At 66.8% G+C, this 12,948-nt stretch carries 12 protein-coding genes and 1 pseudogene; 5 read left to right on the forward strand and 8 right to left on the reverse strand.

Features of this window, described 5'->3' with window-relative positions:
• Positions 1-92 precede the first annotated feature (92 nt).
• A complete protein-coding gene (locus CCR84_RS00880; RefSeq protein WP_201209052.1) occupies positions 93-2,117 on the forward strand; it encodes an NADPH-dependent 2,4-dienoyl-CoA reductase in 2,025 nt (674 codons plus the stop codon).
• A gap of 184 nt (positions 2,118-2,301) precedes the next feature.
• On the opposite strand, the pseudogene CCR84_RS16850 reads toward CCR84_RS00880, so the two are convergent.
• From CCR84_RS16850 to CCR84_RS00895, 3 genes and pseudogenes are all read right to left on the reverse strand, one after another.
• A pseudogene (locus tag CCR84_RS16850) lies at positions 2,302-3,180 on the reverse strand (sulfurtransferase).
• Positions 3,181-3,200: 20 nt separating this feature from the next.
• Positions 3,201-3,560, reverse strand: coding sequence for a SpoIIAA family protein (locus tag CCR84_RS00890; protein WP_338052539.1), 360 nt, complete (start codon positions 3,558-3,560; stop codon positions 3,201-3,203).
• A gap of 68 nt (positions 3,561-3,628) precedes the next feature.
• Positions 3,629-4,729 (reverse strand): aromatic ring-hydroxylating oxygenase subunit alpha, encoded by a 1,101-nt coding sequence (locus CCR84_RS00895; RefSeq protein ID WP_201209053.1) that lies wholly within the window; start codon positions 4,727-4,729, stop codon positions 3,629-3,631.
• Positions 4,730-4,907: 178 nt separating this feature from the next.
• Here CCR84_RS00895 and CCR84_RS00900 point away from each other — a divergent pair, with 178 nt between their 5' ends.
• The 4 genes from CCR84_RS00900 to folE2 are packed head-to-tail and all read left to right on the forward strand — an operon-like array spanning position 4,908 to position 8,877.
• A complete protein-coding gene (locus CCR84_RS00900) occupies positions 4,908-5,165 on the forward strand; it encodes an exodeoxyribonuclease VII small subunit (protein ID WP_201209054.1) in 258 nt (85 codons plus the stop codon).
• Positions 5,165-6,118, forward strand: a complete 954-nt coding sequence (locus tag CCR84_RS00905; protein WP_201209055.1) for a polyprenyl synthetase family protein — start codon at positions 5,165-5,167, stop codon at positions 6,116-6,118. Before CCR84_RS00900 ends, CCR84_RS00905 begins: the two co-directional genes overlap by 1 nt.
• Positions 6,119-6,148: 30 nt before the next feature.
• The gene (dxs, locus tag CCR84_RS00910) at positions 6,149-8,032 is read left to right on the forward strand and encodes a 1-deoxy-D-xylulose-5-phosphate synthase (protein WP_201209056.1); all 1,884 of its coding nucleotides are present in this window, start codon (positions 6,149-6,151) and stop codon (positions 8,030-8,032) included.
• Positions 8,033-8,061: 29 nt separating this feature from the next.
• Entirely contained in the window at positions 8,062-8,877 is an 816-nt protein-coding gene (gene folE2 / locus CCR84_RS00915) for a GTP cyclohydrolase FolE2 (RefSeq protein ID WP_201209057.1), read from the forward strand.
• A 406-nt stretch (positions 8,878-9,283) separates the two neighbouring features.
• Here the strand turns inward: folE2 and CCR84_RS00920 are convergent, their stop codons facing one another.
• The 5 genes from CCR84_RS00920 to rimM form a co-directional block, all read right to left on the reverse strand.
• Positions 9,284-10,537, reverse strand: a complete 1,254-nt coding sequence (locus CCR84_RS00920; RefSeq protein ID WP_201209058.1) for a HipA domain-containing protein — start codon at positions 10,535-10,537, stop codon at positions 9,284-9,286.
• Positions 10,538-10,542: 5 nt separating this feature from the next.
• Complete coding sequence (locus CCR84_RS00925) at positions 10,543-10,854, reverse strand: helix-turn-helix domain-containing protein (RefSeq protein WP_201209059.1); 312 nt, start codon at positions 10,852-10,854, stop codon at positions 10,543-10,545.
• Between the two features lie 203 nt (positions 10,855-11,057).
• A complete protein-coding gene (gene rplS / locus CCR84_RS00930; RefSeq protein ID WP_201209060.1) occupies positions 11,058-11,423 on the reverse strand; it encodes a 50S ribosomal protein L19 in 366 nt (121 codons plus the stop codon).
• A 122-nt stretch (positions 11,424-11,545) separates the two neighbouring features.
• A complete protein-coding gene (trmD, locus tag CCR84_RS00935; protein WP_201209116.1) occupies positions 11,546-12,331 on the reverse strand; it encodes a tRNA (guanosine(37)-N1)-methyltransferase TrmD in 786 nt (261 codons plus the stop codon).
• A gap of 23 nt (positions 12,332-12,354) precedes the next feature.
• A complete protein-coding gene (rimM, locus tag CCR84_RS00940) occupies positions 12,355-12,930 on the reverse strand; it encodes a ribosome maturation factor RimM (RefSeq protein WP_338052540.1) in 576 nt (191 codons plus the stop codon).
• Positions 12,931-12,948: the final 18 nt, after the last annotated feature.

Below are 12,948 nucleotides of genomic sequence, written 5' to 3' on the forward strand. Positions count from 1 at the left end.
GTCGCCGGCGGTCCTTGCCCGCCGTCCGCTGTGCGGCAATAATCGACGGCGTTTTACCCCCATACCGACAACAACATCCGGAGACTGCTTTCATGAACGCCCCGCAAGCGCCCTTCCCGCACCTGTTCGCCCCGCTCGACCTCGGTTTCACGACGCTGAAGAACCGCGTGCTGATGGGCTCGATGCATACCGGCATCGGCGAAGGTAGCGCCGGGTTTGCGCGGCTCGCCGCCTTCTATGCCGAGCGCGCGCGCGGCGGCGTCGCGCTGATCGTCACCGGCGGCATCGCGCCGAATGCCGAAGGCTCGATCATGGCCGGCGCGGCCGTGCTCGACAGCGAAGCACAGCTGGCCGAGCACCGCCTGCTCACCGACGCGGTGCACGCCGAGGGCGGCAAGATCGCGCTGCAGATCCTGCACGTCGGCCGTTACGCGACGCATCGCGGCGCGGTCGCGCCCTCCCCCCTGCAGGCACCGATCTCGCCGGTACGACCACGCGAACTGTCGGCCGACGACATCGAGCGCACGCTCGCCGACTACGCGCGCTGCGCCGCGCTGGCCCGCAGCGCGGGTTACGACGGGGTCGAGGTGATGGGCTCGGAAGGCTACCTGATCAACGAGTTCATCGCGCCGCAGACCAACCGGCGCGAGGACGAATGGGGCGGATCGTTCGAGAAGCGCATCCGCTTCGCGGTCGAAGCCGTGCGCCGCGTGCGCGAAGCCACAGGCCCCGACTTCATCCTCATCTTCCGCCTGTCGATGATCGACCTCGTCGAAGGCGGCAGCAGCGCCGACGAGGTCGTCGCGCTGGCGCAGGCGATCGAGGCCGCCGGCGCGAGCATGATCAACAGCGGCATCGGCTGGCACGAGGCACGCATCCCGACCATCGCGACGATGGTGCCGCGCGCAGCCTTCGCCTGGGCGACCGAGCGCGTCAAGCGCGCGACAGGCATCCCGGTGATCGCCAGCAACCGCATCAACACGCCGGAAACCGCCGAGGCCTTGCTCGCTACCGGGAGCGCCGACCTGGTGGCGATGGCGCGTCCCTTCCTCGCCGACCCCGAGTTCGTGAACAAGGCTGCCGCCGGCCGCGCCGACGAGATCAACACCTGCATCGCCTGCAACCAGGCCTGCCTCGACCATATCTTCTCGGGCAAGGTGGCCTCCTGTCTCGTCAATCCGCGCGCCTGCCACGAGACCGAGCTTGCGATCGCGCTGGCCGCCACGCCGAAGCGCATCGCCGTCGTCGGCGCCGGACCGGCGGGAATGGCCTGCGCCGCGACCGCCGCCGAGCGCGGGCACCGCGTCACCCTGTTCGAAGCCGCGGCGAAGATCGGCGGCCAGTTCAGGCTGGCGTGCCGGATACCGGGCAAGGAGGAGTTCGCCGAGACCCTGCGCTACTTCGACCGTCGCCTGGCCAAGGCGGGCGTCGAGCTGCGCCTCGGCACGCGCGCCGAGGCAGCGGCGCTCGCCGGCTTCGACCACGTCGTCCTCGCCAGCGGCATCGTCCCGCGCCGCCTGTCGATTCCGGGCAGCGAGCACCCGTCGGTCATCTCCTACATCGACCTGATCGAGGGGCGCCGGCAGGCGGGCTGTCGCGTCGCGATCATCGGCGCCGGCGGCATCGGCTTCGACGTTGCCGAACTGCTCACCCACGCGCCTGCCGAAGACGACGCGATCGCGCATTTCCAGCGTGAATGGGGGATCGATCCGGACTTCTCGGGCCGCGGCGGACTGGCGCCGGTACAGGCACCCGCCTCGCCACGCACGGTCTGGCTGCTGCAGCGCAAGGCCGCGCGCCCGGGGGCGGGACTGGCCAAGACCACCGGCTGGATCCGCCGCACCGTGCTCGCCAGGCGCGGCGTGCACATGTTCTCGGGGGTGAGCTACGAGCGCATCGACGATGGCGGCCTGCACATCGTCCGCGACGGCAAATCCGAATGCCTGCCGGTCGATACGGTGGTCGTCTGCGCCGGACAGGAGCCCTGTCGCGAGCTCGAAGCGGAACTGCGCGCGGCCGGCGTTCCGCTATCGCTGATCGGCGGCGCCGACGTCGCGGCCGAACTCGACGCCAGGCGCGCGATCGATCAGGGAACGCGGCTCGGCGCGGCGCTGTGAGCGTTGTTTGCGTGAAACTTCCCGGGCCAAAACGAAGTCACTGTCCCGTATCAGCAGCCCGTCATCGCGAGCCCGCAGGGCGTGACGATCCAGAGCGTAGGGCTCGAATCGGATGGCGAAGACGGAACAACGAACTGGATTGCCACGGCGCTGCGCGCCTCGCAATGACGTCAAAGTGGGGCGCTCAGCGCGTCACGGGACGCAGCGGCCGGCCTTCGCCGTCGGGAGTACACCACTCGCTCCACGAACCCGGATAGAGGCGTGCTCCGGAAAGGCCGGCGATTTCCATCGCCAGCAGGTTGTGACAGGCCGAGACGCCCGAGCCGCAGTACATGACGCAGGACTCGACCGGGGCGCCGTCGAGCACGGCGAGGAAATCGACGCGCAGTTCGGCCGCCGGGCGGAAGCGGCCCTCAGCGTCCAGGTTGTCGCCGAAGAAGCGGTTGCGCGCGCCCGGGATGTGGCCGCCGACCGGGTCGATCGTCTCGTTCTCGCCGCGGAAACGGTCGGGCGAACGCGCGTCGATGAGGCGCAGCGTGGGCGCTGCGAGGCCGGTATCGATCGTCACTGCATCGACAACCGCAGCTGCCAGTTCGGCGGGCGGCGGCAACTGCAAGTCGGCGGCCGCTGCCGGCAACGCAGGCGGCAGGCTCGACAGCGGCCCGCGCCAGGCGGCGAAACCGCCGTCGAGGAGCGCGACGCGCCGGTGGCCGAGCCAGCGCAGCAGCCACCACAGACGCGCCGCGATCATGCCGCCGGCGTCGTCTTAGGCGACCACCTGCGTGCGCTCGCCGAGCAGTCCGAGCCGGCCGAGCTTCTCGGCCAGGACGAGCGGGTCGGGCAAGGGATGGCGGCCGTTGCTGCCGTTCAGCGGGCCCGACAGGTCACGGTCGAGATGCAGGAAGAGCGCACCCGGCAGGTGCGCTGCCGCGTAGGCACGCTCGCCGTAATCGGGATCGGCGAGCCGATGCCGGCAATCGACGACCATCCAGTCCGCGTCACCGAGATGCGCGGCGAGCGTCTCTGCGTCGACCAGCGTCGAGAATGCGGACGGCGCGTGCATCGACGCTGTACCGATTGCGCTCAGGAGCCCAGTTCGCTGGCGAGCCACTCGCGCGCCGCGTCGGCGTCGGGGAAGACGCGCAGTTCGGCGTTCGCCGACAGCTTGGTCAGCCAGACGCCCCACACTTCCCAGCGGTGCTCGGAGACGACCGCGATGCGGCGGAAGTCCTTGCCGTGCTGGCGCGAGAAGACGATTTCTTCCCAGGCGACGTCGACGGTGAAGCCGGTCATCCCGCGCAGGTCGAAGTAGAGGTCGACAGGGACCTCGGTGGTGAGCGCCTCGTCGAAGATCGCCTCGAACTGCTTGAAATCGGCGAGTTCGAATTCGCCGAGGACGGTCACTTCAACGCGATGCGGCTGGCGGTCGGTCAGGATCATCATGCTTCTCCACGCAGGTTGATGAGCAAGTGTAGCACCGGCGCGCGCGCCGGGTCCCGGCCCGCCCGCGCTCAGCCCAGCGCGCGCTTCAGCTCGCGGCGGTAGAAGTCGTGGAAGTGCTCCATCCCGTCTTCAAGCGGCGACTGGTAGGGGCCGACCTCGTTCTTGCCGGCCTGCATCAGCGCGCGCCGGCCGCGGTCCATGCGCTCGCCGATCTCGTCGTCCTCGATCGCGGTCTCCATGTACGCAGCCTGCTGCGCCTCGACGAACTCGCGGTTGTTGGCGACGATCTCTTCCGGATAGTAGAACTCGACGATGTTGAGCGTGCGCTCGGGCGACTGCGGGATCAGCGACGAGACCACCAGCGTCTTCGGGTACCACTCGACCATCACGTTCGGGAACAGCGTCAGCCACACCGCGCCCTGCTCGGGCAGTCCTTCCGGGTGCGCGTTGCGCACCGCCTGCTGCCAGCGCTCATAGACCGGAGAACCGGTGCGCTCAAAGCGCGTCAGCCCGACCCGCTGCACCGAGAAGCGCTCGGCGAACTGCCAGCTCAGGTCGTCGCAGGTGACGAAGTTGCCGAGGCCGGGGTGGAAGGGCGCGACGTGGTAGTCCTCGAGGTAGACCTCGATGAAGGTCTTCCAGTTGTAATTGCACTCGTGGGCGACGACGCGGTCGAGCTTGTAGCCCGAGAAATCGAAGGCGTCGGTGCCGAGCGCAGCGAGGTCCTCGGCCGGCGAACGCGGGCCGGTGAACAGCAGGCCGTTCCAGCTCTGCAGGGGCTGCCGGTCGAGCGACAGGCAGGGCTTTTCCTTGAAGCGCGGCGCGCCGACGAGTTCGCCGTCGGTGCCATAGACCCAGCGGTGCACCGGGCAGACGATGCGCTTCATCTTGCCGGCGCCCTGCAGCATGATCGCCTGCCGGTGGCGGCAGACGTTCGACATCTGCCAGATGCCGTCCTCGCGGCGCAGGATCAGGCGTGCGTGGTCGACCGCCTCCAGCGAGCGGTAGTCGCCGCACTCGGGAACCATCAGTTCGTGGCCGACGTAACCGGGGCCGCCGGCGAAGAAGGCTTGCTGCTCAAGCGCCAGGATGTCGGCGTCGAAATACCAGCCCGCGGGCAGCGGACCACTGGCTGCCGCCAGTTCGGCGGCAACGGCGTTGTCGGACATGCAACTTCTCCATCAATGAAAACGCCCGTAAGTCGCGCAGCGGGAAGGGAGCAGGCGGCTTGCGGGCGCAAATCCGGCGCGCGCGATGCGCGCGGAACGGCGCGATTTTAGCCCCCTTTGCATTTGACCAGAAGCCCCCTTTCCGCTATTTTGTCGCGTTTCTTCCGATTGTTCAGCCATGTCGCAATCCGCATCCGCCGCCACGGCAGTCGCCGACGACGGTCCCAGCTTCGAGGCGGCACTCGCCGAGCTCGAGGCGATCGTCGAACGCATGGAAGGCGGTCAATTGCCGCTTGAAGAATCCCTGACCGCCTACCGGCGCGGTGCCGAACTGCTGCAGCGCTGCCAGCGCCAGCTCGCCGACGCCGAGCGGCGCATCCAGATCCTCGACAACGGTACGCTGCGCGAATTCGGCGCGGCGACGGGAGACGCCTGATGAGCACCCACACCGCGGCCACTGCCGCCCCACCCGCAGCCATTCCCTTCGGCGAGTGGATGCACGATGTCCAGGCGCGCATCGAAGTCGCGCTCGACCGCTTCCTGCCCGCGGCCGACGCGATTCCCGATCGCCTGCACCAGGCCATGCGCTACGTCACCCTCGGTGGCGGCAAGCGCGTGCGGCCGCTGCTCGCCTTCGCCGCCGGCGAACTCACCGGTGCGGCGCCCGAACAGCTCGAGGTCGCCGCTGCTGCGGTCGAGCTGATCCACGTCTATTCGCTGGTCCATGACGACCTGCCGTGCATGGACGACGACGTGCTGCGCCGCGGCCGTCCGACCTGCCACGTCGAGTTCGACGAACCGACTGCACTGCTGGTCGGCGACAGCCTGCAAACCCTCGCCTTCGGCCTCTTGGCCGGCGAATCGACCGGCGGCGCAAGTTCGCCGCTGCTCGCGCTCGCGCCCGCGCGCCAGCTCGAGATGGTCCGCCTGCTGGCGCACGCCAGCGGCTCGCTCGGCATGGCCGGCGGCCAGGCAATCGACCTCGCCTCGGTCGGCAAGCCCTTGAACCAGCCCGAGCTCGAACTGATGCACGCCTTGAAGACCGGCGCGCTGATCCGCGCCGCGACCCTGCTCGGCGCGCTCTGCGGCGAAGCGATGGACGACACGGCGCGCGCCGCGCTCGACCGCTTTGCACGTCGCGCCGGCCTGCTCTTCCAGGTCGTAGACGACATCCTCGACTGCACCGCGAGCACCGCGACGCTCGGCAAGACTGCCGGCAAGGACGCCGCCGCCGACAAGCCGACCTACGTCAGCCTGCTCGGCCTCAATGGCGCGCGCGAGTTCGCCGAGCGTCTGCGCAATGAGGCCCTCGAGGCGCTGTCGATGTTCGGCAGCCGCGCCGACCGCCTGATCGCACTCACCGATTTCATCACCCACCGCAAGTTTTAGCCTGCAAGGGCGATGCCCCCGGGAACTGCCATGTCCAACACGACGAACCCCTATCCGCTGCTCGACGCCATCGACGACCCGTCCGCACTGCGCAAGCTCGACCGGCGAGCCTTGCCGCAACTGGCCAACGAGTTGCGCACCTTCCTCATCAACTCGGTCTCCAAGACCGGCGGTCACCTCTCGTCGAACCTCGGCACCGTCGAACTGACGATCGCGCTGCATTACGTCTTCGACACCCCCTACGACCGCATCGTCTGGGACGTCGGTCACCAGACCTACGCGCACAAGACGCTGACCGGCCGCCGCGAGCGCATGGACACCCTGCGCATCCACCGCGGCATCTCCGGCTTCCCCAAGCGCAGCGAGAGCGAGTACGACACATTCGGCGTCGGCCACTCCTCGACTTCGATCTCGGCCGCCGTCGGCATGGCCGTCGCCGCGCGCATGAAGGGCGAGTCCAGGAAGACCGTCGCCGTCATCGGTGACGGCGCGATGTCGGCCGGCCAGCCGTTCGAGGCGCTGAACAATGGCGGCGTGCACGACGCCGACCTGCTCGTCGTCCTCAACGACAACGACATGTCGATCTCGCCACCGGTCGGTGCGCTCAACCGCTACCTCGCGCGCCTCTTCTCCGGCAGCACCTTCAACGCGGCGCGCCGCGCCGGCGAGAAGATGCTCGGCGTCGCCCCGTCGCTGCTCGAATTCGCGCGCCGCGCCGAGGAGCACGTCAAGGGCATGCTCACACCCGGCACGCTGTTCGAGGAATTCGGCTTCAACTACATTGGCCCGATCGACGGTCACGACCTCGACTCGCTGATCCCGACCCTGCAGAACCTGAAGAACCTGCGCGGGCCGCAGTTCCTGCACATCATCACCAAGAAGGGACAGGGCTACCAGCAGGCCGAGGCCAACCCGATCCTCTACCACGGCGTGTCGAAGTTCGAGCCTGCCGTCGGCATCCAGCAGGGCAAGGGCGGTGGCAAGCTGACCTACACGCAGGTCTTCGGCGACTGGCTGTGCGACATGGCTGCCGCCGACCCGCGCCTCGTCGCGATCACGCCGGCGATGGGTGAAGGTTCGGGCATGATCCGCTTCTCCGAACGCTACCCGGAGCGCTACTTCGACGTCGGCATCGCCGAGCAGCACGCCGCCACCTTCGCCGCCGGCCTCGCCTGCGAAGGTCTGAAGCCGGTGCTCGCGATCTACTCGACCTTCCTGCAACGTGCCTACGACCAGGTGCTGCACGACATCGCGCTGCAAAACCTGCCGGTGGTGATGGCGCTCGACCGCGGCGGCCTGGTCGGCGCCGACGGCCCGACGCACCACGGCTCGTTCGACCTGTCCTTCCTCACCTGCATCCCGAACATGGTGATCATGGCGCCGGCCGACGAGAACGAATGCCGGCAGATGCTCTCCACCGCCTTCGCCTATGACGGCCCGACCGCGGTCCGCTACCCGCGTGGCTCGGGCATGGGCGTCGCCGTCGCCAAGGAACTGACGACGCTGCCGATCGGCAAGGGCGAGATCCGCCGCCGCGGCAGCAAGGTCGCGCTGCTCGCCTTCGGCAGCATGCTGAAGCCGGCGCTCGACGCCGGCGCCGAACTCGACGCGACGGTCGCCAACATGCGCTTCGTCAAGCCGATCGACCGCGAACTGATCCTCGAACTCGCTGCCCAACACACGCTGCTGGTGAGCATCGAGGAAAACGCGCTGGTCGGCGGTGCCGGCTCTGAAGTCGCGCGCGTGCTCGAGGAAGCCGGCAGCCAGACCCCGTTGCTGCGTCTCGGCCTGCCCGACCGCTTCATCGACCACGGCGAACAGGCGATCCTGCTCGCCGAACTCGGCCTCGACGGCGCCGGAATCGCTGCCTCGGTGCGCGAGCGCCTCGGCGCCGTGCTGCGCGCGGTGGCCTGAGCAGCGCGCCTCATCCAACAGGAAAAACCATGACCAAAGACGCGAACCAAGCTGTACCGCCCGGCGCTCCCGCCATGCCCGATGTCCAGAGTTCGGCCGACACGCGGCAGATCGCGATCAACAAGGTCGGCATCAAGTCGATCCGCCACCCGGTCAAGGTTCAGGACAAGTCCGGTGGCGTGCAGCACACCATCGCCGTGTTCAACATGTACGTCGGCCTGCCGCACAACTTCAAGGGAACGCACATGTCGCGTTTCGTCGAGATCCTCAACACGCACGAGCGTGAGATCTCGGTCGAAAGCTTCCCGTCGATGCTGCGCAACATGGTCGAGCGCCTCGAAGCCGAGAGCGGCCACATCGAGATGAGCTTCCCGTACTTCATCAACAAGGCCGCGCCGGTCTCCGGCGTCGAGAGCCTGATGGACTACGACGTGACCTTGATCGGCGACATCTGCGACGGCGAGATCACCTCGACCATCCGCGTCGTCGTCCCGGTGACCAGCCTGTGCCCGTGCTCGAAGAAGATCTCGGAGCGTGGCGCGCACAACCAGCGCTCGCACGTCACCGTCACGCTGACCGCCCGCGACCATGTCTGGATCGAGGAGATCGTCGCCCTGGTCGAAAGCGAGGCCTCGTGCGAACTGTTCGGCCTCCTGAAGCGCCCCGACGAGAAATACGTCACCGAACGCGCCTACGACAACCCGAAGTTCGTCGAAGACATGGTCCGCGACGTCGCCGCCCGCCTCAACGCCGAGCCGCGCGTGAAGACCTACGTCGTCGAGTCGGAGAACTTCGAGTCGATCCACAACCACTCGGCGTACGCGCTGATCGAGAAGACGGCCTGATCACCCTGACGACCTGAGCTTCAGCCGGCCCCTGCATGGCCGGCTTGAAAACTGTTTCAGCTCTCGCTGGCACCCACTGCCAGCAGAAGGCGTCATCAGCTTCCCGCGACGTCAGCCGCCGCAGCCGCGCCGATGCAGCGCTGGCTTCAGCGAACAGCGACCCGCAATCGCTCGGTGGCTGCCCCTGCTAAGCCCTTGCGCCCCTCTCTGGGGCGGGATTCACGATCTTTGCAAAGTCGAGCTTGTAGCGCGCCACCTCGTAGGTTTTGCCATCGGCCGCAGTTGTTCGGAAAAACCGAACAACTGAATCCTTGGACCTTGCGGACGACGAGCTTTCCCTTGATGCGCGCGGACTTGCCGGAATGCTCGCGTGGCAACGTCCGGCAAAGATAATTTTACGCTTGAATCACAAAGCTTTCGCCAGCGGCAGTTCAGCCTGGTGCGCCTCGATTTTCCGAATCAGTGCCTCGGGCACGCCGGCGGCTACAAACTGGCCGTGCCAGACTTCCAGGACCCGCCTTCCGGTGCTCCGCACCTCCTCGATCACGTCCTCGCGCACTCGATCGACGAGGCCGATTCGGGCGAATAGCGTAGCGAAGGTGTCGAGCGTGATCACCTTGAAGAGCTTCGCTCCGGCCATGTTGAGCGCCACGGAAATGTCATGCGACGTATAGGCCACCGTCGACACCAGATCGTAGGCAGGCGCCAGGCGGGGGCGCAGTGGATTGTCGTAGATCAGCGACCAGTTCTTGATGTGGGCGTCGCCGTTGCCCATCAAAACGTTGAGCACCAGCCGCCGCGCCATCTCCTTTACATCGGGCAGCCCGCCGGCGTAGAGGAGCAGGGTCCGTCCAATCATTTCGTAATTGACCCTTCCGTACTTCTGATGGGTACGCAGATTGAACACCTGGGCGAAGTCTTCGACGTGGATGCGCCCATGGTTCGCTCGGTCGAAGCGGCGGATCGCGTAGAACGGCTCTCCCTGTCGATAGCCCGCCATGTCGGGCAAGCCATGAATCCTGTCCGGCAGCAGTAGTTGGACCTCGGGCACGTCGATCCCGGCGGCGCGGGCGGTTTCCATGGTGGCCGCCTCGACCATCGGCAAGGCTGGAAAGTCGTTCGACGGCGGTTTGACGATGTAGTTGCCGAGCATCTTGCCCCCGGCCACGGTGAAGCGCTCGCCTTGGCGCAGCATAGAAAACTTCATCTGCATTCCGCCCAAGGAGAACTTCAGCTCATGAAGGTCTTCAGCGGTCGGTGCCACGGCGGCGCTCCGACGACGCTTAAGGCGCTCGGGAGTATCGGCCGAACTCAGGATGACGGCACCGGGTAGATCATGCCCAAGCGCGGAGAGCAGCAGAAACTCTCGGTCCTCATGCACCTTGAGACGCTGGGCGATGCTCCGGCGCAGGGCGCCCTCGGGAAGAAGATTGGAGAAGAACGAGGGTACCTTTACCGACGCAGACTTGTGCCGGTCGTCCAGGAGAAGCGCACGCGTTGCCTCTTCATCGCCGGGTCGCGCCAGCGACAGGGAAAGAAGCGGGCGTTCCTCGCCGTATTCGATGTAGCCTTCGTCGATGACGAAAAAGGTCTTCTCGTCCGGGTAGTGCGTCAGATAGCCGACCAGCACATCGTTCAGCAAGACCTCGAGGGTGCTCACCCTGTTCATCGCTCGTCGATCAGATCGCTGAACTCGGTGAGCAGATCGACGGGCTTGGCCACCGTCGGCAGCGACGCACTCCTCGCCATCGCCTGTCCGATCGGGACGAGGGCGACTTCCAGGCCAAGAGACGCCGCGTAGGAGACGAAGGTATCGAGCGTGACGTCGCCGCCGTTCTCGATCTTCGAGACGGTCGCCTGGCGCATGCCAAAGACATTCCCCTGAGCGATGCCGGACTGCTCGCGCCGACGCCGCAACTGCTTGCCGAGACGCGCCAGACTCTCCGGGTTTTTGATTCGTTTTTGTGTATCGCTCATAGCCGACTATTCGCTATCGAGTATAAACTTTCAGTACCGAATACTACTCTGAAATATACGCCACTACGTATGAAATTCACAATGTTATGCGCGAGACGTGCGGACTCCGGGCTGGATCGTCGACTTCCGGACGAAAAAAAGGCAGCGCCCGAAGACGCTGCCCTTCCTCATCCCTTGCCGCCGCAGGCGGCGGCAAGTGCCGGTCAAGCCTTGCGGGCGACCAGCTTTTCCTTGATGCGCGCGGACTTGCCCGAACGCTCGCGGAGGTAGTACAGCTTGGCGCGACGGACGTCGCCACGACGCTTGACTTCGATCGCTGCGAGCAGCGGCGAGTAGGTCTGGAAGGTTCGCTCGACGCCTTCGCCCGAGGAGATCTTGCGGACGATGAAGCTCGAGTTGAGGCCGCGGTTGCGCTTGGCGATGACGACGCCTTCGTAGGCCTGCAGACGCTCGCGCGTGCCTTCCTTGACCTTCACCTGGACGACGACGGTGTCGCCGGGGGCGAATTCGGGGATCGTCTTGCCCAGGCGGGCGATTTCTTCCTGTTCGAGTTGCTGGATCAGATTCATTGGTGATGCTCCTTTATGGTTGTCTGACCGCATTGCTCCCGCCACTGCACCGGGAGTTGCGAAATCTCCTGAAAAGGCCAGGAGTTACTCACTGCGCTCCCGGAAAACCGGGAGGTGCTGCTTCACGACTGCTCCTGAAAGCGTCTCAGGAGCTGCGTTTCCTCTTTCGACAGCGCACGCCCAGCCAGCAGCTCGGGACGACGTTGCCAGGTACGCCCCAGCGCCTGTTGCAGGCGCCAGCGGCGGATTTCTTCATGGTGCCCCGACAGCAACACGTCGGGGACGCGCATTCCTGCATATTCCTCTGGCCGCGTGTAGTGCGGACAGTCGAGCAAGCCCGTGACGAACGAATCCTGCTGCGCCGAACCGGCGTCGTTCAAGGCGCCAGGCAGCTGCCGGACCATCGCGTCGATCAGCGCCATCGCCGGGATTTCGCCCCCGGAAAGGACGAAATCGCCGATCGAGATTTCCTCATCGACGCAGCGCGCCAGCAGGCGCTCGTCGATTCCTTCGTAACGCCCGCACAACAACACCAGCCCCACCCCTGCCTGCGCCGTCTCCGTCAGTTCGACGACCCGACGATGCGTCAGCGGCGCGCCCTGCGGTGACAGGTAGATCACCCGGCTGCCGGCAAAACCTGCCGCGGCCTGCCCCGCCTTGGCCGCGCCGATCGAAGCTTCCAGCGGCGCCGGCAACATCACCATCCCCGGACCACCGCCGTACGGCCGGTCATCGACCGTGCGCCGCTCGTCGCTGGTGAAATCGCGCGGATTCCACGGGGAGAACTGCCACAGCCCCTGCTCGTACGCCCGCCGCGTCACGCCGTACTGGGTGAGCGAGGCGAACATTTCGGGGAACAGCGTCACCACATCGACGCGCAAGGGCGTCCGTACGACTGCTTCCTCCATCTGCTGCGCCGCGGGCGCTAGCGTCACCAGTCGGCTTCCCAGTCGACCACGATCCGTCCCGCGGCGACATCGACGTCGAGGACGACGGCGGCGACGAAGGGCAGCAGGCGTTCGGGCGCATCACCGTCACCGACGCGCAGGACGTCGTTGGCACCGGTTTCGATCAGACCGAGGACCCGACCGAGCACCTCGTCGTGCGTGTTCACCACCTGCAGGCCGACCAGGTCGGCCCAGTAATACTCGTTGGTACGCGCTGCCGGCATCGCCGAACGCGGCACGCCGACCAGCATCCCCTTCATCGCTTCGGCCGCAGTGCGGTCGCCGACACCGTCGAGCTGGGCCACCAGCGAGTCGCCCTGCAGGCGCCCCTTCACCAGCTTCGCCTCGCGCCAGGATGCGTGGGGCTCGCCTTCGCGGCCGACCCACCAGGCGGGCAGCTTCGCCCAGGCCGCGGGATCGTCGGCGAACGGGTGGATGCGCAGCGAACCGGCGATCCCCCAGGCGTCGACGACCTTGCCGAGGACGATGAAGCGCTCGGCCTCTTCGCTGGCGGGATTGTCTAGCGACGACATGAGCAAGCCGACCTGGGCAACAGGCACGACGAGTTGGTGCGTGAG

The organism is Rhodocyclus purpureus, assembly GCF_016653115.1.
Lineage (GTDB): Bacteria > Pseudomonadota > Gammaproteobacteria > Burkholderiales > Rhodocyclaceae > Rhodocyclus > Rhodocyclus purpureus.